The sequence below is a fragment of the Hyphomicrobiales bacterium genome (assembly GCA_016710435.1).
In the GTDB taxonomy this organism is placed as follows: domain Bacteria; phylum Pseudomonadota; class Alphaproteobacteria; order Rhizobiales; family Aestuariivirgaceae; genus Aestuariivirga.
Map to the genome: position 1 here is coordinate 296133 of JADJVV010000001.1, position 26026 is coordinate 322158.

27 protein-coding genes and 1 tRNA gene are annotated in these 26026 nt (G+C 63.4%); 11 read left to right on the forward strand and 17 right to left on the reverse strand.

The window, feature by feature from the left end:
* Window positions 1–33: 33 nt before the first annotated feature.
* Genes IPM06_01450 through IPM06_01470 form a run of 5 tightly spaced genes read right to left on the reverse strand, consistent with a single transcriptional unit; the run spans window position 34 to window position 3950 of the window.
* Window positions 34–1422: a multicopper oxidase family protein gene (locus IPM06_01450; protein ID MBK8769078.1), complete on the reverse strand. Its 1389-nt coding sequence runs from the start codon at window positions 1420–1422 to the stop codon at window positions 34–36.
* A gap of 53 nt (window positions 1423–1475) precedes the next feature.
* A complete protein-coding gene (panB, locus tag IPM06_01455) occupies window positions 1476–2294 on the reverse strand; it encodes a 3-methyl-2-oxobutanoate hydroxymethyltransferase (GenBank protein MBK8769079.1) in 819 nt (272 codons plus the stop codon).
* Window positions 2295–2317: 23 nt separating this feature from the next.
* Window positions 2318–2815 (reverse strand): MOSC domain-containing protein, encoded by a 498-nt coding sequence (locus tag IPM06_01460; GenBank protein ID MBK8769080.1) that lies wholly within the window; start codon window positions 2813–2815, stop codon window positions 2318–2320.
* Entirely contained in the window at window positions 2812–3381 is a 570-nt protein-coding gene (locus tag IPM06_01465) for a hypothetical protein (GenBank protein ID MBK8769081.1), read from the reverse strand. Before IPM06_01465 ends, IPM06_01460 begins: the two co-directional genes overlap by 4 nt.
* Window positions 3381–3950, reverse strand: coding sequence for an NnrU family protein (locus IPM06_01470; GenBank protein MBK8769082.1), 570 nt, complete (start codon window positions 3948–3950; stop codon window positions 3381–3383). Before IPM06_01470 ends, IPM06_01465 begins: the two co-directional genes overlap by 1 nt.
* Before the next feature lie 166 nt (window positions 3951–4116).
* Here IPM06_01470 and IPM06_01475 point away from each other — a divergent pair, with 166 nt between their 5' ends.
* Both IPM06_01475 and IPM06_01480 read left to right on the forward strand, forming a co-directional pair.
* Window positions 4117–4851: a hypothetical protein gene (locus tag IPM06_01475; GenBank protein MBK8769083.1), complete on the forward strand. Its 735-nt coding sequence runs from the start codon at window positions 4117–4119 to the stop codon at window positions 4849–4851.
* 29 nt (window positions 4852–4880) lie between these two features.
* Window positions 4881–5561 carry a hypothetical protein gene (locus tag IPM06_01480; GenBank protein ID MBK8769084.1) on the forward strand — a complete coding sequence of 227 codons (681 nt, stop codon included), beginning with the start codon at window positions 4881–4883 and terminating at the stop codon, window positions 5559–5561.
* Window positions 5562–5567: 6 nt separating this feature from the next.
* Here the strand turns inward: IPM06_01480 and IPM06_01485 are convergent, their stop codons facing one another.
* Complete coding sequence (locus tag IPM06_01485; protein ID MBK8769085.1) at window positions 5568–7196, reverse strand: hypothetical protein; 1629 nt, start codon at window positions 7194–7196, stop codon at window positions 5568–5570.
* Between the two features lie 169 nt (window positions 7197–7365).
* Between IPM06_01485 and IPM06_01490 the strand changes: the two genes are divergently transcribed.
* Window positions 7366–7824 (forward strand): ferritin-like domain-containing protein, encoded by a 459-nt coding sequence (locus IPM06_01490; GenBank protein ID MBK8769086.1) that lies wholly within the window; start codon window positions 7366–7368, stop codon window positions 7822–7824.
* Between the two features lie 6 nt (window positions 7825–7830).
* Here IPM06_01490 and guaA read toward each other — a convergent pair whose 3' ends face one another.
* The gene (gene guaA, locus IPM06_01495; protein ID MBK8769087.1) at window positions 7831–9387 is read right to left on the reverse strand and encodes a glutamine-hydrolyzing GMP synthase; all 1557 of its coding nucleotides are present in this window, start codon (window positions 9385–9387) and stop codon (window positions 7831–7833) included.
* Between the two features lie 42 nt (window positions 9388–9429).
* The gene (locus IPM06_01500; GenBank protein MBK8769088.1) at window positions 9430–10767 is read right to left on the reverse strand and encodes an Nramp family divalent metal transporter; all 1338 of its coding nucleotides are present in this window, start codon (window positions 10765–10767) and stop codon (window positions 9430–9432) included.
* A 112-nt stretch (window positions 10768–10879) separates the two neighbouring features.
* On the opposite strand from IPM06_01500, the gene mntR reads away from it, so the two are divergent.
* Window positions 10880–11317 carry a manganese-binding transcriptional regulator MntR gene (mntR, locus tag IPM06_01505; protein ID MBK8769089.1) on the forward strand — a complete coding sequence of 146 codons (438 nt, stop codon included), beginning with the start codon at window positions 10880–10882 and terminating at the stop codon, window positions 11315–11317.
* Between the two features lie 12 nt (window positions 11318–11329).
* Window positions 11330–11638, forward strand: coding sequence for a hypothetical protein (locus IPM06_01510; protein ID MBK8769090.1), 309 nt, complete (start codon window positions 11330–11332; stop codon window positions 11636–11638).
* Here the strand turns inward: IPM06_01510 and IPM06_01515 are convergent, their stop codons facing one another.
* Window positions 11639–12520, reverse strand: a complete 882-nt coding sequence (locus IPM06_01515) for a branched-chain amino acid ABC transporter permease (protein ID MBK8769091.1) — start codon at window positions 12518–12520, stop codon at window positions 11639–11641. It lies immediately after the preceding gene.
* A 51-nt stretch (window positions 12521–12571) separates the two neighbouring features.
* Between IPM06_01515 and IPM06_01520 the strand changes: the two genes are divergently transcribed.
* Complete coding sequence (locus IPM06_01520; protein ID MBK8769092.1) at window positions 12572–13081, forward strand: hypothetical protein; 510 nt, start codon at window positions 12572–12574, stop codon at window positions 13079–13081.
* Window positions 13082–13083: 2 nt separating this feature from the next.
* Here the strand turns inward: IPM06_01520 and IPM06_01525 are convergent, their stop codons facing one another.
* The 3 genes from IPM06_01525 to guaB are packed head-to-tail and all read right to left on the reverse strand — an operon-like array spanning window position 13084 to window position 16265.
* On the reverse strand, window positions 13084–14364 hold the full coding sequence (locus IPM06_01525; GenBank protein MBK8769093.1) for an RsmB/NOP family class I SAM-dependent RNA methyltransferase: 1281 nt from the start codon (window positions 14362–14364) through the stop codon (window positions 13084–13086).
* Between the two features lie 3 nt (window positions 14365–14367).
* Window positions 14368–14793: an MAPEG family protein gene (locus tag IPM06_01530; protein ID MBK8769094.1), complete on the reverse strand. Its 426-nt coding sequence runs from the start codon at window positions 14791–14793 to the stop codon at window positions 14368–14370.
* The gene (guaB, locus tag IPM06_01535) at window positions 14793–16265 is read right to left on the reverse strand and encodes an IMP dehydrogenase (protein MBK8769095.1); all 1473 of its coding nucleotides are present in this window, start codon (window positions 16263–16265) and stop codon (window positions 14793–14795) included. The genes IPM06_01530 and guaB overlap by 1 nt, the downstream gene beginning before the upstream one ends.
* Before the next feature lie 257 nt (window positions 16266–16522).
* Between guaB and IPM06_01540 the strand changes: the two genes are divergently transcribed.
* Entirely contained in the window at window positions 16523–16825 is a 303-nt protein-coding gene (locus IPM06_01540) for a LysM peptidoglycan-binding domain-containing protein (protein MBK8769096.1), read from the forward strand.
* Between the two features lie 64 nt (window positions 16826–16889).
* Here the strand turns inward: IPM06_01540 and IPM06_01545 are convergent, their stop codons facing one another.
* Genes IPM06_01545 through IPM06_01555 form a run of 3 tightly spaced genes read right to left on the reverse strand, consistent with a single transcriptional unit; the run spans window position 16890 to window position 19619 of the window.
* A complete protein-coding gene (locus IPM06_01545; protein MBK8769097.1) occupies window positions 16890–17828 on the reverse strand; it encodes a glycosyltransferase in 939 nt (312 codons plus the stop codon).
* Between the two features lie 19 nt (window positions 17829–17847).
* Window positions 17848–18543 (reverse strand): RlmE family RNA methyltransferase, encoded by a 696-nt coding sequence (locus tag IPM06_01550; protein ID MBK8769098.1) that lies wholly within the window; start codon window positions 18541–18543, stop codon window positions 17848–17850.
* The gene (locus IPM06_01555) at window positions 18540–19619 is read right to left on the reverse strand and encodes a Ppx/GppA family phosphatase (GenBank protein MBK8769099.1); all 1080 of its coding nucleotides are present in this window, start codon (window positions 19617–19619) and stop codon (window positions 18540–18542) included. The genes IPM06_01550 and IPM06_01555 overlap by 4 nt, the downstream gene beginning before the upstream one ends.
* A gap of 202 nt (window positions 19620–19821) precedes the next feature.
* Here IPM06_01555 and IPM06_01560 point away from each other — a divergent pair, with 202 nt between their 5' ends.
* From IPM06_01560 to IPM06_01575, 4 genes are all read left to right on the forward strand, one after another.
* Window positions 19822–20712, forward strand: a complete 891-nt coding sequence (locus tag IPM06_01560; protein MBK8769100.1) for a sensor histidine kinase — start codon at window positions 19822–19824, stop codon at window positions 20710–20712.
* Complete coding sequence (locus tag IPM06_01565) at window positions 20709–22766, forward strand: ATP-binding protein (protein MBK8769101.1); 2058 nt, start codon at window positions 20709–20711, stop codon at window positions 22764–22766. The genes IPM06_01560 and IPM06_01565 overlap by 4 nt, the downstream gene beginning before the upstream one ends.
* 146 nt (window positions 22767–22912) lie before the next feature.
* Window positions 22913–22986, forward strand: a tRNA-Gln gene (locus tag IPM06_01570).
* 186 nt (window positions 22987–23172) lie between these two features.
* Entirely contained in the window at window positions 23173–23892 is a 720-nt protein-coding gene (locus IPM06_01575; GenBank protein ID MBK8769102.1) for a hypothetical protein, read from the forward strand.
* Between the two features lie 385 nt (window positions 23893–24277).
* On the opposite strand, the gene IPM06_01580 is transcribed toward IPM06_01575, so the two are convergent.
* On the reverse strand, window positions 24278–25294 hold the full coding sequence (locus IPM06_01580; GenBank protein ID MBK8769103.1) for an alcohol dehydrogenase catalytic domain-containing protein: 1017 nt from the start codon (window positions 25292–25294) through the stop codon (window positions 24278–24280).
* Between the two features lie 75 nt (window positions 25295–25369).
* The gene (locus IPM06_01585; GenBank protein ID MBK8769104.1) at window positions 25370–25951 is read right to left on the reverse strand and encodes a HupE/UreJ family protein; all 582 of its coding nucleotides are present in this window, start codon (window positions 25949–25951) and stop codon (window positions 25370–25372) included.
* Between the last annotated feature and the right edge of the window lie 75 nt (window positions 25952–26026).

Below are 26026 nucleotides of genomic sequence, written 5' to 3' on the forward strand. Positions count from 1 at the left end.
AGACGGCCAAATCAAGGCATATCCCCCGAGGGGTCAGGTCACCTTGAAGGCCCCGATCAGCCCCGCATCGCTGCGCTCGGCGATCAGGCTCTGGATGGCCCAGGGTCCGGGATTGCCCGCCACCATCAACAACTTGGCCACGGCATTTCCCGCCACCACAGCCGTGTCGCGCCACGGCGCATCCTCCACCGGCTTGCCGTCCTGCTCGATCACCCGCCACACATGCCCGTGGACGTGCAGCGGCTGGAGAAAGCCCGTCTTGTTGTCGACGGTGAGAACCAACGCCTCCCCTTGCTTGGCCTCGAACAGGAACGGACCGCCGAGCCCCGCCACACCGTTCACGGCCCAGGCGAGGCCCTTCTCCAGAAGCTGCCGCAGGTCGAGCGTTGCATCCCCGACGCGCGCCGACTGCAAGCCGCCCTTTTCGCCGCCCGCGAGTTCCAGCGTCACGGCGCGCGGCTCACCCTCCGGCACGGGGGGCAGCGGATTGTCCGGCAGTTTGAAATTCTCCGGCAATCCTTCCCCCGCCTTGCCCGAGGCCACCAGAAAGGCGACTTCCACCACGTCTTCCTGAAGGTCCAGCGAGATCACGCCCTGTTCCAGGATGTTTGCAATAACCATGTCCATGCGCTGCCCCGGTGCCAGGGCGAGCGCTTCCAGCCCCGGAGCGCGCGGTGGCACGGGCTGGCCATCCTCGGCGACGATCATCACATCAACGTTCTTGAGCTGCAGGGAAATGGTACGCGTGTTGCAGACGTTGAGCACCCTGAGCCGCGTCGGCCTGGAGCGGTCAACATCGATGCGCGGCTTGTAGGCGCCGTTCACGGTGAACCAGTTGCCCATGCGGCCCTGCCCGATCGCGGCATCCAGGGCGCCGAAGGACTGATCCATCTTGCCACCGCCATCGAGAATCCAGTCGTCGATGATGATGGGGATATCAACGAAAGGCGCCGCCGGAGTTGCCTCCTCCACGATCAGCATGCCCGTGAGTCCCATGTCGCGCTGGCGCGAGGCATCGACCAGTGGTCCGAACCAGAAGGTGCCCGCATCCGGCGGCGTGAACACGATCTCCATGCTGCCGTCGGTGCCGGACGGTACGGCGACCGTCATCATGTCGGAAGGTCCGCGCACGCCGAACAGGTGCAGCCACAGGTCCTGCTCCAGCGTGTTGATGGCGCGGAAACGAAATTCTGAGCCCTGCTTTGCCCGCAGGATCGGCAGCTTCTCCGGGGTGCGGAAACGCCAAACATCCGTGGGCGGAACATCTGGCCCCATGAGGAACGCGGTTGCCTTTTCGGCCGAAAGGAATGGACCCGCCGCAGCCGGGACCGCAGCTTCCTCTGCCTGCACGCGCCGCATGCCGGCTGTAACGATTGCCGCAGTCGCAAGCACATGCCGCCGGTTGGGCCGCCAGTTGTCCATGGCCCCATGATAGGCTGATTCTCGTCTTTTTCGTGAAGGCCGGAAGCGGAGCCTTACTCCTTGACGGCGTAGGTGTTCTCGTTGCCGGGGAAAGCGCGGCTGCGCACGTCTTCGGCATACATGCCGATGGCGCGGTCAATCGCTTCACCGATCTTGCCGAATTCCTTGACGAAGCGCGGCACCCGCGGGCTGAGGCCCAGCATGTCTTCCATCACGAGGATCTGGCCGTCACAGGAAGCCGAGGCACCGATGCCGATCGTCGGAATGTCGACCTGCTTGGTGATCCTGGCCGCCAGCGGTTCTGCCACCGCCTCCAGCACCACGGCAAAGGCACCCGCCTCCGCCACCACGCGGGCATCTTCCTCGATCGCGGCCCACTCCTCCACCTTGCGGCCCTGCGCCTTGAAAGCGCCCAGCACATTGATGGACTGCGGCGTCAGGCCCACATGCGCCATCACGGGAACGCCGCGCTCCGTGAGGAATCGGATGGTCTCGGCCATGCGCTTTCCGCCTTCCAGCTTGATCGCACCGCATTCGGTGTCCTTCACCACGCGCGCCGCATTGCGGAACGCCTGCGCCGGGCTCTCCTCATACGAGCCGAAGGGCATGTCCACGACGACGAGCGCCTTCTTGGCGCCGCGCATGACCGCGCGCCCGTGCATGATCATCAGTTCGAGCGGCACCGGCAGCGTCGATTCAAACCCGTGCATCACCATGCCGAGTGAGTCGCCCACCAGGAGGAAATCCACATGCTTGTCGGCAATCGCCGCCGTGTGGGCATGATACGAGGTGAGAGAGACGATGGGCGCGCCACCCTTGCGGGCGCGAATATCGGGGGCCGTGGTCCGCTTCTGCGGTGTGTGCTGGGACATGATGGCCCACCTTAACGCGGAGCCTATTCCCCCGGCAAGACAACCTTCTTGCGCTCGCTGGGCTGCGTCAGGACCTGAACATGGTCACCGATGGAGATCCCGCCGCCGGTCAGCACCTTGCAGATAACGCCGCCCCGCCAGTCGGACGACAGCGCCAGGCGCAATCCGGGGAAGGCATCCTCCATGCGGCTGCACGGCGTCGTTTCCCGCATCACTTGCACGAGGCAATCACCCAGCCCGAGGATGGCACCGGGGCCGCGCGGCAGCTTCAACCCCTGCACCAGCACGTTGGCGCGGCGGCCTGTCCACGGAACATCAGGCGGGCCTGCGGGTCCTGCGAGATCAAGCAGTGCCGCCTGCCAGTCCTCCACCGCCAGGATGGTGAGATGCCGGTCCGGAAACTTGCGGCCCTTGCAATCTCCCAGCACACCGATATCAGGCGTGAGAACCGCGACCTGCATTTCCTCCATCGGCAACCGGCTTTCGGCGCGGCGAGCCAGTCCGATGATCCTGCCTCTCACGGTCCGAAACTCGACAGGTCGATGACGGGAACGCCGATGATGACGCCATGCAACTGAGCCATCAGCCCATAGAGCGCGATGCCCATCAGGACGGAGAACAGATTATGCCCGCCGCGCTCCACCAAAGGCTCGCGCTGTGTGAGTCGCGAGGCCAGGAAGGCATGCAGCAGGGCTGCCGCAGCGAGGCCGATGATGAAGACCACCCGGGTCGCCTCGCCATTGGCCAGCAAATGTCCCGTCGCCCAGAAGCAGACCGCGATGGCCATGGGATAGCGCACGGCATTCCGCCACGACCCGCGGCCGATGAAGATGCCGATGAAGATGAAGGCCACCAGCGTGAAGAGGAAATTGGCATGCCGCCCCCACACGGGCGGGTCATAGAAGAATCCCGGCTCCGCATGCCGCATGGCCCAGATGCAGAGCACCAGCAGCACGAGCGAGGTGAGGCCGTAGATGGCGCCATAGGATTTGCCGAGCCGCCGCTGCACGGCAGCCTTGGCACGCGGAATGGCGGGAACGATATGCGCCACGGTGAAGGCAATGAGAAGAAGGACAAGAAGCGTCATCAGAGAACCGGTACGTTGAGAATGTAAGGATGAAAACCAAAAAGGAGCACGAGGTAGACCACTGTTCCCCCTGCGATGGCAACAAGATCAGAGCGGAGCTGCGGTGCGTGCGTGGGCACCCTGCCCCGCCCCAGGCTGAACACGATGTCGGCAAGGGCCACGACAAGGATGGCCGCGAAGATCACCACCACCGCCATTTCACCATTGGCGAGAATGTGCCCGGTTGCCCACAGCGCCATGCCCAGCGACTGCGGATGCTTCACCGCCCTGCGGATGTAGCCCTGCCCCCGCGCCGACGCCATGAGGATGAACCCGGCCAGCGACAGCAGCATGTTGAGATGCCGCGACCCATTCCACGGCTCATGGAGAACACTGCCCCCGCCGGACCGGGCCTGCAAATAGGCCAACACCAGCAGCACAACGCCCGCCAGTGAGACCAGCGCATAAAGTCCCTTGAACGGACCCTCGCCCAGGCGTCGCTTCACCCGGTCGCGCAATACGGGAAACACAGTGGACGCGAGGTGCGGACCTGCAAACAGGACTGTACCCAGCCACAGCTTCCCCATCATGATTCTCCCTCGTCCATTTCCTTCATATCACATGCCGGGTTTGCCACGAAAATGGCGCAACCCGCCTCTCAAGTGCCGCATGTACTCAAGAGGTTTGCCATGTTAAGGGTTGCGCAAATCACTGAGACGGGTGATTCAAGAGGTCAATGATTTCAAGGGGATATAAATGAAGCCGACACTCATTCTCGTAGGTGCCGACAAGGGCGGCGTGGGCAAGACGACGGTGGCGCGCTCGCTGCTCGACTATTTCGCCCGCAAGAACATCCTGACCCGCGCCTTCGACACGGAAAATCCGCGCGGCTCGCTGCATCGTTTCTACCCCGCGATCACCGAGATCGTCGACCTCGGCAACGTCGCCCACCAGATGCGCATTCTCGATACGATGGAAACGGCCAACGTGCCTGTCACCATCGTCGATCTGAAAGCCGGCAACCTGTCCTATTCGCTCGATCTCTTCGAACGGATTGGCGTGCTCGAAGCGGCCCGCAACGGCATGTTCACGATGGGCCTCTTCCACGTCGTCGGCCCGTCCATCGCCTCGCTCGATGAGATCGGCGAAATCGCCAAGTACCTCACCGGCATGCAGTATGTAGTGGCGCGCAACTCCATCAACGAAACGAACTTCTTCGAGTGGGACGAAGCAACCTATCGCAAGTATTTCTCGCAGATCGCCAAGACGCAGGAAATCAACATCCCCAAGCTCAACGAGATGGCCTATGAGCAGGTTGATGTGGCAGGTGTCACGTTCAAGGATTTCATCGACAACCGCGCTGCTGATGGCAGCCAGGGCAAGTTCTCCTTCGTGCTGCGTGGCTATGTGCGCAAATGGTGCTCGGAAATCGACGCCGAATTCGCCCATGTGAAGATGCTTCAGGATGTCCTCTCCGGCGGACGCCAGTAAGCAGCCGCGCCAAGTGAAAGGCTGACACCGTGGCCACGAGCCCCACGGTCCACATCGTTTGTTCCGACCAGCACCGCAACGGCAAGACCTTGCTGGCGCGGGTGCTGGTCGATTTCCTCATGCTTGATGGGCGCGATCCCTTCTGCATTGATACCGATGCGCCCGATGGCCCCTTGCGCACCTTCTTCCCCGGCCGCACCGCGCTTGCGGACTTTGCCGCCATCCAGGGACAGATGAAACTGTTCGACACCATCCTCGCCTCGCCGGGCCGGGACTATGTGATCGACCTGCCAGCCCGCCACACTGAACGCTTCTTCCAGACGGCGCGCGATCTCGATTTCTTCGCCGAATGCCACAAGACAGGGTTCCGCGTTTTCGTCTTCTACATCGTGGACAACAGCTTCACGTCCCTGAAGGCGGCCTATGCCCTGCAGCGGGAACCGGGCGTGGACCTGTTCGTGCCGGTGCGCAACATGCTGGTGCGCAGCCATTGGCCGGAACATGAAGGGGCACTCACCATCCCCTTCCTCGCAGCTCCCATCGCCTCCGCCATTTCCAACCGGCGCTTTTCACTGCGGGAATTCGTGAACGGCGACCCGCAAGGACTGGCGCCCGACCTTGTGCGCGAATTGCAGACCTTCCTCTATGAGGTGCTGAACAGCCTCAATGGATTGGAGCCGGTGCGGGCCCTCGACAACCCGCACCACTGATTTTCATCAGCCCTCCACGCAACGTCCGTTGTTGTCGCGGAAGAAGCCCTTGGGGCAAGCCTCCTGGATATTGGCGCCGCGCGGCTTCTTGCGCGGGATCAGTTGCTGCAGCATCTCCGGCGTGATCTGCGGCTGGAGGTTCAGCCGGCGGATGGGCGGCGGTGAATCCGGCCCGTCGTCAGCGGAGTCACCACCATTGTCACCCGTGTCCTGCGGCTTCGGCCTTGTACGGCGGATCGGCTCGCACGACTTCGTGGCCTTGTTGTAGAAGGTCCGCTCCGGGCATACGCGGGGCAGCAGCGGCACAACGCGCACGCAGCCGCCCTGCCCATCCGGCCTCATGCCCTTGCCGCAGATGACCTCCGTCGGGATACGGACGCAGGCACCGGACTTGGTGCGGAGGAAGCCTTCCGGGCAACGTTTCTCCACCGTCACGCAGCGGCCATCGGCATTGCGCCGCTCGTCCTTCTGGCAGATTTCGACGCAGGTGCCCTTGAACGGTACGGTGCCCCTCGCGCAGCCTTGGCGTTCCGGCACGCAGTTGCCGCGCGCATCACGCTTCAGGCCCTGCTTGCAGATGGGGGTGCACTGACCGTTCACTTCTTCCTGACCCTGCGGACAGCCTTCGTCGACAGGCACGCAGCGGCCATCTTCATTGCGCTCTTCATCGGTGCCGCACGGTGTGGTGCATTCCCCGCGGATGCTGATCTGCCCCTGCGGGCACACATCATCCGGCGGCGAGCAATTGCCGTCGTCACCGCGCTTCAGGCCGTTCGGGCATTCCGGATCGCGGCAGCGTCCACGGATGTCGGGATACTGGCCGTCAGGACACGTCTGCGGCACGCAATAGCCATAGCGGTCCTGGCGCGTGCCCGGTTCGCAGACGGGCAGGCAGCGGCCACCACGCAATTCGTAGCCTTCGTCGCACACGGGGGGCGGCGGCACGCAGCGGGTGGGATAGCGGATGTCGCGATAGGTGCCCTGCGCACAGGCAGGCAGGCAGACCCAGCGATAGGTCACAGGCCAATCACCCTCCGGCACGCATTTCCCGGTGCGAAGATCGCGCGTATAACCCTGCCGGCATTCCTTGTCGTAGGCGAACTGGCAGCGGCCGTTGTCGTCGCGATAGAAATTCTCCGGGCAGTCGAACTCGCACTGGCCGGTTTCCGAGGACCAGTTCATGCCTTGCGGACAATTGTCGTAGTTCCGCACCCGGTCGTAGTCGGGCACGCAACGGTCAGGATTGCGAATGTCGCGGATATAGTTCTCCGGGCATTCCGGCAGCGGCACCTGGTCGTAACCTTCCGGGCAGCCATGCTGGCACGGCGGCATGCACAGACCCGGCTCACCCGGATAGCGGCTCCACCCCGCCGGACAATCCGGCAGGCAATAATCATTGTAGAGATGAGAGCCCGGCGGGCACGATGGCCGTCCGCCTCCATCACAGAATCCGCCACAACAGCCGCAGGTGGCGCATCCGCAGGATTGTGTCTGCGTGGTGCAGATCTTGCTGGCATCCTGCGCGAAGGCAGAAGGCGCAAGCGGCGCCGAGAGCGACAGCACCAGCCACAAACTGGCGAACGCAAAAAGGATGCGCACTGACTGTATCAGCGCCCGGCCCACGATCCCGACCATGCCTCAAGCCCTCCGGACTCAAAGCCCCCTTGGCCAATTCGTATCAGAGATCGCACCGCGCCGGAAGTCCACCCCTTCGCAGGTGCACGCGAACGGCGGAGCGTGATGGAACCTTTGCGGGCACCTGGCGTTTTGAAATTTCCATTTCCTGGAAAGCGGGTACACAGCCATGGCACAAAACAAGTCATCCCTGACGCGCGAAGGCCTCGCGGCCAAACTCAACGAGGACCTCGCCCGCGAGTATCAGGCCATCATCGCCTATGTCGTCTATTCGCAGGTGCTGAAGGGTGCCGAATACATGAACATCGCAGAGCATTTGCAGGCCCATGCCGGCGAGGAGCTGAAACACGCCCTCATCATTGCACGGCAGATTGATTATCTCGGCGCGATGCCGACAGCGACGGCAAAGCCCGTCAAGCTCACGGAAGACGCGAAAGAAATGCTGCGCGCCGATCTGGAGAATGAATCAGACACCATCAGGAATTACCGCGACCGGGTGCGGCAATGCGAGGAACTGGGCGAGTTCGCCATGGCGGAGCACATCCGCGAAATCCTCAAGGACGAGCAAGACCACCTCATCGATCTCGCCACCGCGCTCGGCGAAGAAGTGCCCGACCTCACGAAGTAGCAGGTCTTATTCCCACTCGATCGTACCCGGTGGCTTCGATGTCACGTCGTAGACGACGCGGCTCACGCCCTTCACTTCGTTGATGATGCGCGTGGCGGTGCGGCCAAGGAAGGCCATGTCGAAGGGATAGAAATCCGCCGTCATGCCATCGACCGAGGTGACGGCGCGGAGCGCCAGCACACGGTCGTAGGTGCGGCCATCGCCCATCACGCCCACCGTCTGCACCGGCAGCAGAACGGCAAAGGCCTGCCAGATCACGTCATACAAGCCGGCCTTGCGGATTTCATCGAGGTAGATGGCATCGGCCTTGCGCAGGATGTCGAGTTTCTCGCGCGTCACGCCTCCGGGCAGGCGGATCGCAAGGCCGGGTCCCGGGAAGGGGTGACGGCCCACGAATTTATGAGGCAGACCAAGCTCTTGGCCGAGCAACCTCACTTCGTCCTTGAACAGTTCGCGGAGCGGCTCGACGAGCTTCATGTTCATGCGCGCCGGCAACCCGCCCACATTGTGATGCGACTTGATCGTGACCGAGGGTCCGCCCGTGAATGACACGCTTTCGATCACATCGGGATAGAGCGTGCCCTGCGCCAGGAATTCGGCGCCGCCCAGTTTCTTCGCTTCCCGCTCAAACACATCGATGAACAGTTTGCCGATGGTCTTGCGCTTTTTCTCCGGGTCCATCTCGCCTTCGAGTGCGGAGATGAATTCATCGCTCGCATCAACGTGCACGAGTTGCAGATTGTAGTGCTCGCGAAACATCGCCACCACATCGGCGGCTTCATTCTGGCGCATGAGGCCGTGATCGACGAGCACGCAGGTGAGTTGATCCCCCACCGCTTCATGAATGAGCAATGCCGCCACGGATGAATCAACACCGCCCGACAATCCGCACAGCACCCGGCCCTTGCCCACCTGCGCGCGGATGCGCTCCACCGCTTCCTGGCGGAAGGCGGCCATGGTCCAGTCGCCCTTGCAGCCCGCAATCTCCTTCACGAAATTGCGGATGAGTTTGGCGCCATCCGGCGTGTGCACCACCTCCGGGTGGAACATGGTGGTGTAGATGCGCCGTCCTTCATCGGAGGCAATGGCGAATGGCGCGTTCGGCGAGGTGGCCTTGACGGTGAAGCCCGCGGGCAGCCTGGTCACGCGGTCGCCATGGCTCATCCACACGGGATGCCGCTCGCCCACTTTCCACAGTCCATCGAACAGCGCGCTCGGCGCCAGCACTTCCACGTCGGCCCGGCCGAATTCCGCCGCATGCCCGCCCTCGACAACGCCACCCAGCTGCACCGCCGTCGTCTGCTGGCCGTAGCAGATGGCGAGGATGGGAAGGCCTGAATCGAACACCACCTGCGGCGCCCGCGGGCTGCCGTCCCGCGTCACCGAATCCGGTCCGCCGGACAGGATCACGGCCTTGGGCTTCATGCGGTGGAAGGCCGCCTCGGCGCTCTGGAACGGGATGATCTCGGAATAAACCCCCAACTCGCGCACCCGCCGTCCGATGAGCTGGGTGACCTGGGAGCCGAAGTCGATGATGAGGATCTGGTCGTGCTGGGCAGTCATGCGGGGCGGATAAGGCAATCCGCCGGAGTCTGCAAGCATGCCTCAAAGGGCGCTGAACACATCCCACAGGAGTTTGAGGTTGAGCCCGATCACGATGGCCGCAATGACAGCCGAGACCGCCGTCAGCCAGCCCGGTGAGACCAGCGGCCCCATCTTGGTCCTGTCGCGGGTGAACATCACCAGCGGCACGATGGCGAAGGGCAGCTGGAACGCCAGGATCACCTGGCTGAGGATGAGCAGCATGCCCGTGCCCTCCGCCCCATAATAGAGCGTGACGACGGCGGCGGGGACGATTGCCACCATGCGGGTGAAGAGGCGGCGCAGCCAGGCCGGCAGGCGGATATTGAGGAAGCCCTCCATCACGATCTGCCCGGCAAGGGTGGCCGTCACGGTGGAGCTGAGGCCGCAGCACAGCAGCGCTACCGCGAAGAGCTTCGGCGCCAGCAGCGAGCCGACGAGCGGCTCCAGCATGCCATGCGCCTGGGTGAGGTCGGTCACATGCACATGCCCGGCCGCATGGAAGGTGGCGGCCGCGAGGATCAGGATCGAGGCGTTCACCAGCAGCGCCAGCATCAGCGCCACGGTGGAATCAATGGTGGCGAAAGTCAGCGCCTGGCGCTTCTCCGCATCGCTCTTGCCGAAGGCGCGCGTCTGCACGATGCCCGAATGCAGGTAGAGGTTATGCGGCATGACCGTGGCGCCGATGATGCCGAGGGCGAGATAGAGCATGTCGGGATTGCGGATGATCTCCGTCGTGGGCGCGAAACCACGGATCACCGCACCCCACTCCGGGTCGGCCATGGCAATCTGCGCAAAGAAGCAGGCGAAGATGATGCCCAGCAATCCCATGATGAAGGCTTCCACAAAGCGGAAACCGAGGCGCTGCAACAGCAGCACGAGAAACACATCAAGCGCGGTGATGACCACGCCCAGTTCCAGCGGAATGCCGAACAGCAGGTTGAGCCCGATGGCCGTGCCAACCACTTCGGCAATGTCGGTGGCGATGATGGCAATCTCCGCGAAGATCCACAGCATGAAGGAAACGGGCCGGGGAAAGGCATCGCGGCAAGCCTGCGCGAGGTCGCGGCCCGAGGCCACGGCAAGCCGCGCGCACAGCGACTGCAGGATGATCGCCATGATGTTCGACATGAGCGCGATGACCAGCAGCGTGTAGCCAAAGCTCGCCCCGCCCGCGATCGAGGTCGCCCAGTTGCCAGGGTCCATGTAACCTACGGAGACGAGATAGCCTGGCCCCACGAAGGCCAGCACGCGCTTGAACCAGTTGCCCTGGTTGCGCACGGGAATGCTGCGGAACACATCGGCAAGCGATGGTTCGTTGCGGCGTTGCTGCCAGCCCAGATTTGCAGTGTCGTCGGTCATCAGTCCCGCGCGGCTTCCATAAGTTTAGCCTGTGCTAAACTTGAATTTAGCATTGGCTAAACCAGAGTCAATGGGCTAGGTTCGCAGGCGCAACAATCGACGTTTTTCACCGATGCCCAGCAAGTCCCGCACGCCCAAGGCCAGGCTTCAGTCCGCCGCATTCCGGCGCACCCGCTCGGACCATTCGAAGGAACTGGCGGAAGACTATGTGGAGCTGATCGCCGACATCATCGATGAACGCGGCACGGCGCGCGGCACGGATGTGGCGCTGCGTCTTGGCGTTGCCAATGCCACCGTGGTCAAGATGCTGAAGCGCCTGCAGGACATGGGCCTCGTCACCCAGGAACCCTATCGTCCCATTTCGCTTACGGGCGATGGCTGGCTGATGGCGGAGACGGGCCGCAAGAAACACCAGATCGTTGAACGTTTCCTCCTCGCTCTCGGTGTCGACGAGGAAACGGCGCGGATCGATTCCGAAGGGATCGAGCATCACGTCAGCGAAGACACCCTCAAGGCCATGGGCCGCTACCTCGCCCGCCACGCGTCATAAGGATTGACCATCATGCGCAAGTTTCTCCTCGCCACGCTCCTCCTCGCCACACCCGCTTTCGCGCAGGATGCACCTCCGCCGCTCAATTTCGACATTGCCAAGCTCTGCGAGTGGCAGAACAAGAACAACTCCATGGATGTTGCGGAATGCACGGGCATGGAAAGCGAAGCGCAGAAGACAATCGCTGGTCTCGAAACCAAGGCCGATGCCAAGCGCAAGGACGATTGCACGGCGGAAGCCCGCAACTATTCCGGTGACTCGGGCTTCGCCAGCTACACCGTCTATGCCGGCTGCCTGAAGGACGGACCCGGCAGCCTGTGATCAGCGCCGCTCCGGGCGGCCGTTCAGCACCAGCAGCAGCGCCAGCACGCCGTAAAGGAAGGCCTCCCGCCACATGACCGGCAGGTAGCCATCCCACAAGGCCTCCGTCTCGCCGAACAGGAAGGCCGCCAGCGCTGCATTGCGGGGCGTGGTGAAGCCGCCCGCTGCCGCGATGAACAGCACCTTGATGCCGTAGGTCAGTCCCGCGCCGAAGCTCATGTTGCCGAAATGGAGAAGCGTGAAGATGCCACCCGCCATGGCAATGAATCCGGACGCCGCGGCGGTGAGCGTGATCACCTTCTCCACATTGGTTCCCAGCAACGACGCGGCCAGCGGTTCCTGCGCCACCGCTCGGATGGCACGGCCCGCGGAGGTGAATTGCAGAACCATGTCACTTGCTGCGAGCATCGCCAGCATGACCACGACATTAATCGCCTGCACGGCGGAAACCTGGGCACCGAAGCCAAGCGGCAAGACCGCGCTCGACAGCGGTGGCAGCCAGTTGTCGCGTCCGTTCGCGCCGATGTGCACGCCTTCCATCAGCACGATGGCAATCGCCAGCGTGGCGACGATCATCGCGTTCGGCGAGCGCTGCGCAAAGCGCGGCACGATCAATCCCGCAAACACGCTGAGCACGATGAGTGACAACAGCAGCGATGCCCCGATCCCGAACAGGATGGACGTCGCAAAGGTAAAGATCATCACGTTATAGGCAGCGTTGGTGCCCAGCACCAGCACCTGCCCCGAAAAGGCGAAGAGCGATCCGTGCGCCAGGTTGGGCTTGGGCACCACCTGGAACAGCAGCACGTAGCTATAGGCAAGCAGCGCATAGACCATGCCGTTATGGATGCCGCCCACCGCGATCTGGTAGAGGTAGCTCACGCAACCACCGGCCCCTTGCCCCTGCCGTGAGTCCTGGCGTTATATGCCACCATGCGCCCGATTGCCGTTGCCATTCTGTTGATCATGGGTCTGCTGGGACTCGCCGCCTGTACCGATGAAGCCCGGACCAGTTACCTCGACCTTCAGGGCCGAGTGTTCATCTTCAATCCGCGGATTGCAACAGCAACCTATGTCGTCACCCTCGCCATCCGCAAGACGCCACCGGCGGGATCAAAGGTCGTTGCAACCTTCGATAATCCTGCGGGCGGCGAAATGCTTCGCATCGAACAACCCTTCCGCGACGGACAGACGCGCGTTTCGCTGGAGAGTGATCCCCTGCAATGCGTGAAGAAGGGCCGCACCTACGCTTTCCATGTCAGCGTGGTGGATGCATCGGGCAAGGAACTGCAGAAGGTGGATTCGTCCATTACGTCGACGCTGGATCAATCCATCCTCCCGCCGGCGCCACTGGTGATCGGCCCCGGGTATGAACCCAATCCGGCGCTGGAGGAGACAGCGGGCAAAGATGCCATGGCGCAACGGGCCCAGTGTCCGCCCTGAGTCTACGCCTTCTGCATCACGCAAACGAAGAAGCCGTCGGTGCCATGTTGGCGCGGCGTCAGCAGGAGTGTGTCGGTAGCGCCATCAGCCGAACGCGGCACTGTTCCCGGAAGATGCACGGGCCAGAGTGTTGCCGTCGGCATGATCCTGAACGCGGGCTGGCTGCGCAGGAACCAGGCAACCTGTTCGCTGTTCTCGTCCGGCAGCAGTGAACAGGTGAAATAGGCAAGCCTGCCCCCTGCCTTCACAAGCTCGGCCCCACGCGTGAGGACGTCGCGTTGTTCCTTGATGCGTATGGCCAGGGATTTCTCCGTGAGCCGCCATTTCGCGTCCGGCTTGCGCCGCCATGTGCCCGTGCCAGTGCAAGGGGCATCGACGACAACGCAATCAAAGCTGCCGGCCGCAAGTTTGCCGCCCTCTTCCGCCGCCAGCACGTCGATGTTGGTGGCGCCGCTCCGGCCCATCCGTTCGAAGATGGGCCGCAGGCGGTGGCGGTCCCGGTCATGGGCGGCGATGCTGCCCTCGTTCTTCATCAGCGCCGCTAGTGCCAGCGTCTTGCCGCCCGCACCGGCGCAGATATCGGCCACGCGTTCGCCCGGCTGCACGCACGTCAGGCCGGCAGCGATCTGCGAGGCGGCATCCTGCACCTCGAACCAGCCCATGCCATGCGCGGGCTCCGCCTCGACCGACACATGCTTCTGGTCGGGTCCCGGCGCCGCAATGCGAAGTGCCGTCGGCGCGAATGGCCCATCCGTCGCACCAAACCGCGACAAGGACGCAAGCACCTTCGCCCTGTCCGCCTTCAATGTGTTGACGCGAAGGTCAATCGGCGCGCGCTCCGCCAGGGCAGCGCCTTCGGCGGCGGCCCCGTCTCCGAACACGCGGGCAAGGCTGGGCGCGAGCCACGCCGGAAAGTCCCCCGCAACGTGCGGCGGCGCATCCGAAATCGTGCGCGTGATCGCTGCAAGTTCATCGGCGCTTGGCTGTGAAGGTCCGTGCTCGCCATCCGACAATGCCGCGATGTCATCAGCGCCCATGCCCCATGTGGCATGCAGCGTGGCCAGCACCAGCGCGCGCGGCGCTTCGCTGTTCATGCGGTGTGCGGCACTCGCCTTGTGGCGAAGCGTATCATAGACCAGCGTCCCGATGCCGTGACGGTCGCCCGCACCGGCAAAACGGTGCGCCTTGCCCCAGTCCTTCAGCGCCTCGGATGCGGGGCGATGACGCTGGGTGATCTCGTCGAGAATTTCGATTGCCGCGGAGACGCGGCCAGGGAGGCGCATGATTCAGCCGTTTCCAAGAAAGCGGATGGCAAACCACACCCACAGGCACAGCGCGAAGGCATAGGATGCCAGAAAAAATACAAGCCGCGTCAACACCCTGTTCCGCCGCGTGTGCTCCAGCGTGTGCAGGATGCGCGCCGCGAGGAACGCAAAGGCGAGGCCGGCCGCATTCATGTCGGCAAGCCCGGTCGCAATGAAAAGCCCCGCAACCGCATAGACCAGCATCGGCACCTGGAACTGGTTGTCGAAATTGTTGGCGAGCTTCCGTGCAGCCTCGGGCCATCCCGCATTGTTGATGGCCACCACCTGCAGCCGCACCTTGCCGCCCCGTGCGGCGGCCACGCGGGCGCGCAAGGTCAGCAGGCCCACGATCAAGGTGAGCGCCACATGACCCAGCAGGGCGACGACCAGCGCCTGCGCGGGCGTCATCAGCCGATCCTCTGGTAGTTCGGTGCTTCGCGGGTGATCATGATGTCGTGGGCATGGCTTTCGCGCAAACCCGCCCCGGTGATGCGAACGAACTGCACGCGCTCCTGCAATTCCTTGATGGTGGCCGCACCCACGTAGCCCATGGAGGCGCGAAGCCCGCCGACAAGCTGGTGCAGCACGGCACCGACAGGACCCTTGTATGGCACCTGGCCTTCGATGCCTTCCGGCACGAGCTTCAACGAATTGCCCACATCCTGCTGAAAATAGCGGTCTGCGGAGCCGCGCGCCATCGCCCCAACCGAACCCATGCCGCGATAGGACTTGTAGGACCGGCCATTGTAGAGGAACACCTCGCCCGGGCTTTCGTCCGTTCCCGCGAGCAGCGACCCGATCATCGCCACGTTGGCACCGGCAGCCAGCGCTTTCGCCATGTCGCCCGACAGCTTGATGCCGCCATCGGCGATGATGGGAACGCCATGGCGCGCACCCTCTTCGGCGCATTCCACGATGGCCGAGAACTGCGGCACGCCAACGCCCGCAACCACGCGCGTGGTGCAGATCGAGCCAGGCCCGATGCCGACCTTCACCGCATCCGCACCATTGTCGATCAGCGCCTTCACGGCTTCCGCCGTCGCCACATTGCCGCCGATGATCTGCACCTTGTTCGACATCTGCTTCACAAGGTTGACCTGCTTCAGCACGTTGATGGAGTGACCGTGCGCCGTATCAACGATCAGCACGTCCACGCCTGCATCGATCAGCCGCTCGGCGCGTTCGCGCCCGGCGTCGCCAATCCCCGTGGCGGCAGCGACGAGCAGCCGCTCCTTCTCGTCCTTCGCGGCGAGAGGATGGTCCGCCGCCTTCTCCATGTCGTTGACGGTGATGAGTCCCACGCACTTGCCGTCGTCATCGGTGACGACGAGCTTCTCGATGCGGTGCTTGTGCAGCAGGCGCTTGGCTTCCTGGCGGGTGACGCCTTCCTTCACGGTCACGATCTGCCGCGTCATCAGGTCGGCAACCTTGGCATTCATGTCGGTGGCGAAGCGCACATCGCGGTTGGTGATGATGCCGACAAGGGCGCCCCGATCATCCACCACCGGAATGCCGGAAATCTTGCGCTGCTGCTTCATCGCCAGCAACTCGCCGATGGTGGCATTGGGCGCGATCGTCACCGGGTTCACCACCATGCCGCTTTCGAAGCGCTTCACCTGGCGCACATGGTCGGCCTGGGTGGCGGGATCGAGATTCTTGTGGATGACGCCCAGCCCGCCGGCCTGTGCCATGGCAATCGCCATCGCTGCTTCCGTCACCGTATCCATCGCGGCCGACATCACGGGAACCGACAGGGAAATCGATTTGGTGAGCTGCGTCGCCGTCGAGACATCCGCCGGCAAGACACTGGAAGCACCGGGCTTCATCAGCACGTCGTCGAAGGCCAGGTATTCAGGAAATGTGCGGGGAGCGATGGGCATTGGGCCAACCTCGGGGAAAAGAACGGGATTCGGTGAGTTGGCGGCTGCCCTTAACACCCGGGAGACGATGGGGGCAAGTGACATTGGAGCTGGCGGCGGCTGGCGCAGACCAGACCCGCGCGGGCAGCCCCCTGACACGCTGTCAGCCGAAGCTGCCAACTCGTCAGTTGTTTCAAGCATTTGGCATTTTAGAATGTCCTTGAAAATCACGCATCTGCCGGATCCGGCGCGGGTGCCATCACCGAAGGACCTTTGTCATGACCCTGAACCGACTGCTTCCGCTGGCCGGAGCCGCCCTGTTGCTGTCCACCCACCTGGCCACCGCGCAAACGCCGCCGCCGCCGCCCTTCATGCCGGGCGCGCCGCCTGCGAACAACGCCATCCTCCCCGCCCCGCCCATTCCGGCGGTGCGCAGCTACACCGTCGTCAAGGGCGACAGCCTGTGGAAAATTGCCAAGGTCTACTACGGGAAGGGCCACGCCTGGAAAATCATCGCCAATGCCAACCCCGGCCTGAAGACCCACGGCCTGAAGGTCGGCTCATCCATCGTCATTCCCTGACGTCTTTCACCGGGCGACAGTCCAAAGGTCACGCCCGCCATGGCGTGGCCTTTTTCTTTGCGGTTCAGGTACCGGGGATGGGAATCATGCAGCGCAGCTTGTCGCTGAACGCGGGATGCCAGGCATTGCCGTTTGCTTCGGCCCGGATGTCCCGGCCGGAGATCTGGCTGAGATACGTGAGCAGCCGTTCCCGGTGCGGAATGGCACGCGCCACCGCCCGCCTGTGAATGGCCGTTGCATCCCAGGTCTGCCCATTGGCCGCCACGACAGCTTTTTCAACACTCTCCGCCGTCGGCTGCACCACGATGGTGGTCTTGGAATCGAGGAAATAGTGCCGCCCGCCCGTGGATGGCGTGGTGATCACGGGGAGGCCGCAGAACTGGTATTCCCCGCTGGCAAAATTGCCGCCCTCCCGCGCCGAGAGGATGAGCCCGACCCGTGACTCGTTGATCTTGGCAGCGACGTCGCTGGCGGCGAGGAATTCGACATCGCCGCCCCCCGGACAGTTGCTGTAGGCGAGAGATGAATAACCGCTCATGACGGATGTGTCGTCTCCGCGGCCGTGGCCATAGGTGAGCACGCAGATGTTGGGGATGTTCCACGCCAGGTCGTGTCTCTTCCACGTCTGCATCGCGGCGATGTAGATGGCATCATAGATGCGGCGTTCGTCCGTGGACGGATGAAACACTGTTTCATCGATAAAGGCATTGTGATGGGCATGGACATGCCGAAGCCCCATCTCTTCGAGCAGGGCGTTCTCTTCATCGCCCGGGCTCAGGATGCAGGGGGTGATGCCGCTGTTCAGGAGCGCCGCCGTCCGCACGAATGCATCCAGCACCGGCAGCAACGTGCGCACCTCCCAATTGGGGACAATGAGCAGATGAAAGGGCCGGCCTTTCGCCTGGTCCAGGCACATGCTGAGGCCGGAAAGCAGATATGACCCCGCATAGGTCACGAATACCAGCGGCTCGTCCATCAGCTTCAGGCAACTCGTCTGTCTCACCGCCGGCCCCCGCCTGCCACTATCCCCGGAAGCCCGTGGCCAGCACGAAAAGCTCCGCCGAGTCATCACGGCTCGCCATCGGCTTCACGTGCCGCACCGTGGCGAAATCCTTCTTCATCGCCGCGAGCAACTGGTTTTCCGTGCCGCCGCGCAACACCTTGGCGAGATAAGTGCCGCCCGGTTTCAGCACGTGACGCGCAAAATCATAACCGGATTCCACGAGCGCAATGATGTTGATGTGGTCGGTCTGGCGATGCCCCGTTGCGTGGCTCGCCATGTCGGACAACACCACGTCGGCCTTTGCGCCACCCAACGCCTCTATCAGCACGGCGGGCGTATCCTCGTCGTAGAAGTCCTTCTTGAAGATCGTGACGCCTGGCAATTCGTCCATGCCGTGCATGTCGATGGCGATGACCTTGCCCTTGCCCTCCACCGACTTCACGCGTTGCGCGCTCACCTGGCTCCAACCGCCCGGAGCGGCACCCAGGTCCACCACCAGCCCGCCGGGCTTGAGGAAGCGGTACTTGTCGTCGATTTCGGAAAGCTTGAAGGCAGCACGGCTGCGATAGCCCAGCTTGCGCGCTTCGTGCACGTAAGGGTCATTGAGCTGGCGTTCGAGCCAGTTCTTTTGCGAGACGGTGCGGCCCTTGCCGGTTTTCACCCGCACCTTCAGGCGGCCCGCCCCCAACTTGTCACGTGATCCAGGCCTGCTCATGAACGTCTCCCCAGGTGGCCGTCGGCGCGCATCATCTGCGCCAGAATGCCCTCGCGCAAACCGCGGTCCGCCACGCGAATACGCTGGCCCGGAAACGCCGCGCGGATTTCATCAAGAATGGCGCAGCCCGCGAGCACAAGGTCGGCGCGTTCCCGCCCGATGCAGCCGTTGGCGGCGCGCTCGTCATAGGACAGCCCGCGCAAATGGCTGGTCACGCGCTCGGCCTCCTCGCTCATCAGCCAGCAACCGTCGACGCGTGACCGGTCGTAATGCCGGAGGCCCAGGTGAACGCCCGCAATGGTGGTAACAGTGCCTGACGTGCCAAGCAAATGATCGGGTCCCTCATCGCCACCCTGCAGCGCCCGCACGTCAGTCAGGAATGGCTGCAGCAGGCGGTTCACATCGGCGCGCATGTCGTCATAACGCTCCGGCGCCACGTCCTGCCCGCCGCCATGACGCTCCGACAGCGTGACGACGCCGGCGGACAAGGAAATCCACGCCAGCACCTCGGCACCCGCTTCCGCGCGCCGGACCCACATGACCTCGGTCGAACCTCCGCCGATATCGAACACCACGGCGGTCTCGGCCTCCGCCGCGAGCAGCGGCTCGGCACCCGCAGCGGCGAGATGGGCCTCCGTCTCGCGGTCGATGATTTCCAGTTCCAGCCCGGTTTCCTCGGCAACGCGTGAAATGAAATCAGCCCCGTTGGCCGAAAGGCGGCACGCCTCGGTGGCCACCAGGCGCTGACGGCCGACCCGGTGCCATTTCAACTTGTTGGAGCAGACCCGCAGCGCATCGATGGTGCGGTCCATGGCAGCCTCGTTCAGCCTGCCATGACGGCCCAGCCCCTCGCCCAACCGGACGATGCGCGAAAAGGCATCGATGACCCTGAAGCCATGCTCTGAAGGACAGGCCACCAGCAACCTGCAATTGTTGGTGCCGAGATCCAATGCCCCATAGGCGGTCTCGTTGCCACGTCCATCACCGCGCTCCCGCCGCTGCCCTGCTGCAGGACTTCGCCCGTGAGGACCGGCCTGACCGCCGCGGGAATGCCCCGCCCTGGCTGTCGCGTCCACGTTTCAAACCTTCCGGACCGAAGGGCGGCTCGACGGCTTGGGGCCGGAACGCGCCCAGGTCTCAAATCATTGCGTTGCCAGCACCTTACCAGCTTTGCCCCAAGCGTAAAGAAATTCTGAAAAAACCCGTGTCAGAACTGTGGCAGCGTTAACTTCGAATTGAGGTCTTGCTGCCAGAACAGTCACTTGGGGTACGGTGAACATGCGTGGTTACGGCAAGAGTTTGTTTCGCGAGGGCTCGTTGCTCGCCGATTTCGGCGAGAGCCTCGGGCAAGGCGTGCGCCAGCAGAAACAGGCCGTTGCCCTCAATGCCGCCAAGGTTGACGCCGAACTCGCCTCCAAGGCGAAATCCGAATTCATCGCCAACATGAGCCATGAGTTGCGCACCCCCTTGAATGCCATCATAGGCTTCTCCGACATGCTCGCCACCAAGACCGTGACCGGCGAGGAAAAGGTGATGCAGTATTCGGCCTACATCAAGCAGGCCGCGGAACATCTTCTCGCCCTCATCAACGGCATCCTCGACGTCTCCAAGATCCAGGCCGGCAAGCTCTCGGTCGACCCCGAACCGATCTCGCTGTCCGCCGTCCTCGACTCCTGCATCCTCATCACAGATGCCAAGGCCAAGGAAAAGAACATCTCCGTCGAGAGCATCATTCCCGACAAGATGCCGATGCTGCTGGCCGACCCGCTGCGCCTGAAGCAGATCCTCATCAACCTCCTCGGCAATGCCGTGAAATTCACGCCCGAATGGGGCAAGGTCAGGCTGGAAGCCTCGGTGCACAGCGCCGGCTTTGCCACCATCAGCGTCACAGACACCGGCCCCGGCATGGATGCCGCCGAGATCGACACGGCCATGAGCCCCTTCGGCCAGGTCGACTCCGGCTTCAACAAGAAGCATGAGGGCACCGGACTTGGCCTTCCCATTGCCATGGCCTTGGCCCGCCTGCACGGCGGTGACTTGCAGATTCATTCCACCAAGGGTGTCGGCACCCGCGTCAGCATCTTCATTCCGCTGGCCGCCGCAACACCACTCGCTGCCCCGCTTGCGGCTGCGACCCACCTCCATCAGGAGCAGCGATTACACTCATGAACGCACCCGCCAAAGCCGCCCTGCCATCGTTCCCGGAAGCAAAACCCGCCTCGGGCGTCGCACCGTCGGCGGACCTCTTGCCCACGGAACGCATGGGCCGCATCGTCGCCGTCACCGGCGGCCACGCCGTGGTGCTCCTCGACAGTCATGAAGGCGTCTTCGCCAATTCCCTGAAGGGCCCGGAAATCGGCACCCTGCTCAAGGCCGACACCACCCACGCCATCACCCTGGCGCTGGTCTCCGCCCTATCGTCTCCCATGCCGTCACAGAATGCCAACGAGCGCGAGATGCGCATCGTCGAGGTGGAATTCATCGGCGAACTGCCGAAGGGTCCCGATGGCCTGCCGAAGTCCTTCCGCCGCGGCGTTTCCAACTATCCCTCGCTCGGTGACGCGGTCTACCGCGCCAACCGCAGCGAACTCGCCATGGCCTATGCCTGCGATACGGAAAGTTCCGTGCGCGTGGGCCACATCCAGCAGGACCCCACCATTCCCGCCATGATCAAGGTGGATGACATGCTGGGCAAGCATTTCTCCATCCTCGGCACCACCGGCACAGGCAAGTCCTGCACCGTTGCGCTGATCCTGCGCCGCATTCTCGAAAAGAATCCGCAGGCCCATATCCTGCTCCTCGACGTCCACCGCGAATACGCCCAGTCCTTCCAGGGCATCTCGGAGGTCATCACCCCCGACAACATGTCGCTGCCCTTCTGGCTGTTGAATTTCGACGAAGCCGTCGAGATCCTGATCGGCACACAGCCCAACCGCGATGCCGACGTGGAAATCCTGCGCGAACTCATCCCGCAGGCCAAGGTGCGCTACATGAACAACCAGCGCCGCGACAAATCCACGGTGCGCAGCAACCTGATCGACAACCAGTCGATCGGCGTCGACACCCCCATCCCCTACCGCACCTCCGATCTCACCGGCGTGCTGGAGGAATACATCGGCAAGCTGGACCTGCGCGGCGAACTTGCCCCCTACAAGCGCCTCAAGGCCAAGCTCGAAGCGATCAGCCGCGATCCGCGCTACAGCTTCATGTTCGGTTCGCTCACCGTGCAGGACAATATGGCCCAGGTGCTGAGCCGCATCTTCCGTGTGCCGGTGAACGGCAAGCCCATCGCCATTCTTGAGCTCGGCGGCCTGCCGTCTGAAATCATCAACGTCGTCGTCTCCGTGCTCGCCCGCTTGGCCTTTGACTTCGGCGTCTGGAGTGCCGGCCGCATTCCCATCACCTTCGTCTGCGAGGAAGCACACCGCTACGTGCCCAACGACAAGACGCTGGGCTTCGAACCGACCAAGCGCGCCATCTCCAAGATCGCCAAGGAAGGCCGCAAGTACGGCGTGTCCCTCTGCATTGTGACGCAGCGCCCGGCGGAACTTGATCCCACCATCCTGTCCCAGTGCAACACCATCTTCTCGCTTCGTCTCACCAACGAGAAGGACCAGGACATTCTCAAGGCCGGCATCTCGGATGCCGCCGCCTCGCTCCTTGAATTCATGCCCACCATGGGCACGGGCGAAGCCATCACCTTCGGTGAAGGCGTGGCGCTGCCCACCCGCATCAAGTTCGACATGCTGCCCGCGAACGAGTTGCCGCGTTCGAACACCGCGAGCTTCACAAAGAACTGGGCGCAGGACCTGCCGGACGATGGCTTCCTGCAGGAGATCGTGCACCGCTGGCGCGCACAGACCTACAATCCCGACGCCGTCGGCTATTCCGCCGACGTTGCCCTGCAGGGCAATGGCGCGGCCACCGCGCCGCCGGCACAAGCCGTACCGCCACCCGGACAGGCAGCCCATCCCGGCCAGCCCGTTCAATCGGCCGCGGCTCAGGCGCTGGCGCAGCGTCTCGCGGCGCAACAGGCCGCCCAGCAGCAGGCTCTCCGTGGTGCGCCCACTGGCTTCGGCCAGGCCGCACCACCGCCGCCTCCTGCCGCCCCGGCCCAGCCGTCACTGCGCCGTACGCAGCCGGTCGCACCCAGTCAGCCGGGTGCCTCGGGCCCCAACTCGCAACAGAATTTGGCAAGCCTGCTCAAGCAGTTCCGCACGTAGCCTCGCGCGCCACTTCAAGCCGTCGCGGGGACGGACAAGACCCCCGCGGCAGCCAATCGCAATTTGCTGTTCAACACGCTTGCAAGACGCAAGCCGCGCGGCTATCAGCACCCGCACCAACGCGCCGGACACCCTCCGGCCCCGCTTGGGGGATCGTCTAACGGTAGGACCGCGGACTCTGACTCCGCTAGTCTAGGTTCGAATCCTAGTCCCCCAGCCAATTTTGCAAGCTTTTCTAGCGATGCGTGATTTCGCGTTTTCCCCGTGCCACCCTAGTGAGACCCACATGGGCGGACATGAAGTTGCCGGCGGTTGGTCGCAGCGCTGGAGGGCCGGAAGTTGGTCGGCATCGGTACCGGCTGAACCGCAATAGAACCTTAACTACGGACTGCCAGAATTGCGGGGTATGCTGGTTGCCAATCCCTATGCCCAAGTCATTTGGATAATTCCGCTCGCCCTCGTGCTTGGCGTATTCCTGCGCTTCCCCAAGTACAACGTCGGCAGGCGTCCTGGCCTCATCGCGCAATGGTCGGCGATGAGTGGTCGTCAGCGTATTGCCACCATCGCAATCCTCGTCGCTTTCGCAGTTGCCATCGTGGTTGCTCGCAATGTCACCAGAGGCGGACGCGAAGCCATTCTTCGCCAGCAATTCCACATCCCCGATCGCTTGCCCCTCGACCACTTCGACTCCCCAACAAAGATGCGCATCAATCCACGCATCGCAGGCATCGTGCGCTTCAACGATTCCGACTACGAGGCATACGCGTCCAGCTTGGGAAATGCGGCGCTCTGGTCACCGGTACCCTTCATCTACGGAGGGCGCGGAGACATCACTCCCTCCGCTCGCGGCACCGGGTTTATGTGGTACCCACTCCCCTATCCGGGCTGGGCAGGCGAAGTCACCATGAGCTGGGGCTCAAATGGGATGGGCGAGGCCCAGTACGTGAAAAATGGTCACTACTTCTGCACCGCTATCGTGGCAGACGCCGTTCCTTTGGGAAATACGCCACTGCGCACCACTGCAAAGGCCTGCCGCAACGTCGCACGCAACGACAAGAACATCGTGGCGACGATGGTCGGCGTGCTTGACCACGATACCAAGTCGCTCCACGCGACGATCTACTAGTTGAGCTTCAACACCGTTGCGCAATCCCTCATGGGTTTCCATGCGTGCGTCAGTGAAACCAAAGCGGTGGCTGATGGAGCTTTCCATGGTGTAGCCATCGCGTAAGAATTGCGCCTCCTATTGGCAGTTCGACATCACGCGCATTTCGGCTGGAGACGCAGGGCAGAAAGATCGACAAGCGTCCAAGACCCTCGCCGCAACTTTTACCGGTGCAGTCGAATGCTTGCCGTGGAGACTTTCCTGCCGATGTTTTCGAACGCGCCATTCTCCAATGCCGAGAGTTCGCCAAGGCGAAAAACCACGGTGTCGATTTCGATCCACTTCTGCACCCACGATTTGGTGCAGGTCCAATTTCTTCAGATTTGGAACTGGGCCTGGAGCCGCATCAGCCCCTCACAACCACCTTGGATGCCTTGAGATCGTGCAACAGGGCAAACCCTTGGTGTGCATCAGCGATGCCAAAGCGGTGGCTGATGGTGTTTTCAAGGGCGTAGCCCTCGCGTGCGAGGATGGCCATGGCGCGCGCGAGGCCTTCGGGAGTCGCGGAATAGCTTGTGACGAGGCTCACCTCGCGGCGATAGAGTTGCCACAGGTCCACCGGCGGCATCATTCCGGGCTTCACGCCAAAGGGCACGATCACGCCACCGTCGCGCACGCTCTCCAGCGCCAGGGCAATGGTCGCCGCGTTGGTGGCGGTGAGGATCACCACGTCTGCGCCACGCCCACCACTCACAGACCGGGTAGATGCCGCCACATCGTCTCGGCCCACCAGCAGGCCCTGCGATGCACCCCACGCCGCCGCCGCATCGAGACGTTCGGCGCGCGTATCGGCGGCCAGCACGGTGGCGCTGCGGTCGCGGAGCAGCGGCAGGAACAACAGCCCGATGGCACCAACGCCAACGATCAGCACCGTATCGCCTTCGCGCACCAGCACACGGTCGAGCGCGCGCAGGCAGCAGGCCAGCGGCTCCATGAACACGGCGCGTTCTTCCGGCATGGAAGCAGGCACGGGAACAACCGTGTGCGGCACCAGATCCGCTGGAACGCGGACCAACTCGGCAAAACCGCCGGGCGCCACGTTGCTGCGCTTGAACTGCGGGTCCTGCGTGGGACTGCCACGGCGGGCGAAGTGCGAACCATAATCCGGCGCGTGATGCGCCACAGCCACGCGCTCACCCAGCTTGAAACGTGAAACACCCTCGCCCAGTGCCGCGACCGTGCCCACGATCTCATGTCCCAGCTGCACCGGCTTGGGCGTGTCGGTATCATAAACCTTCATCAGGTCGGTGCCGCAGATCCCGCAGAGCGTCATGCGGACGAGAATGTCACCAGGGCCAGCCTTGGGTTCGGGAACGTCGATCACATCAACGGAATCGGTGCGCGTGCAGGTGAGAAGTTTCATGTCTCTCCTCACCATGAAAAAACGGCCCGCGCAACGTGCACGGGCCGCCTGAAAGGGATGCGGGAAAGGAAAGGCTCAGAGCCATCCCGCCAGAAGGCCGAGGCCCGCCGCAGCCATGGCAGCACCGCCAGCCCGCGCCACGCGGGAGTCGATGAGGCGGGCAAGACCGAGGCCGGAAGCAACACCGGCGGCATGAAGCGCGGCCGTGGCCGCAAGGAAGCCCAGCGCGTAGCTGGCGCCAGAGGCATCCACCGGCATTTCAGCGCCATGGGCATGGCCGTGGAAGATCGCGAAGAGGGCGGCCAGTGCCATCGCAACTGCGACAGGCGCCTTCCAGCGCATCGCCACCGCAGCACCGAGCACGACGACCGAGAGGCCGATACCCGCTTCAACAAACGGAACAGCAATATCAGCCACGCCAAGAGCGCCACCCACCAGCATGAAGCTGAGGAAGCTCGCCGGCACGAGCCACAGCGCCCGGCCGCCGATCACCGCCGCAAACAGGCCAACGGCCACCATCGCCAGCACATGATCGAGACCGCCAACGGGATGCATGAAGCCGTGCACGAAGCCGGCTGCATGGCCGGCGCCGGGATGCGCGAAGGCGCTGCCGCTCATCGCTGCGAGGATCAGTGTGGTGGGAAGAATGCGCTTCATGATGGGGCCGCTCCTTTGCTCTGGCTGGGCGCGGAATCCTGGTCCGTCCGCCCGTGTGAGCTTGCCGTCTTAGCA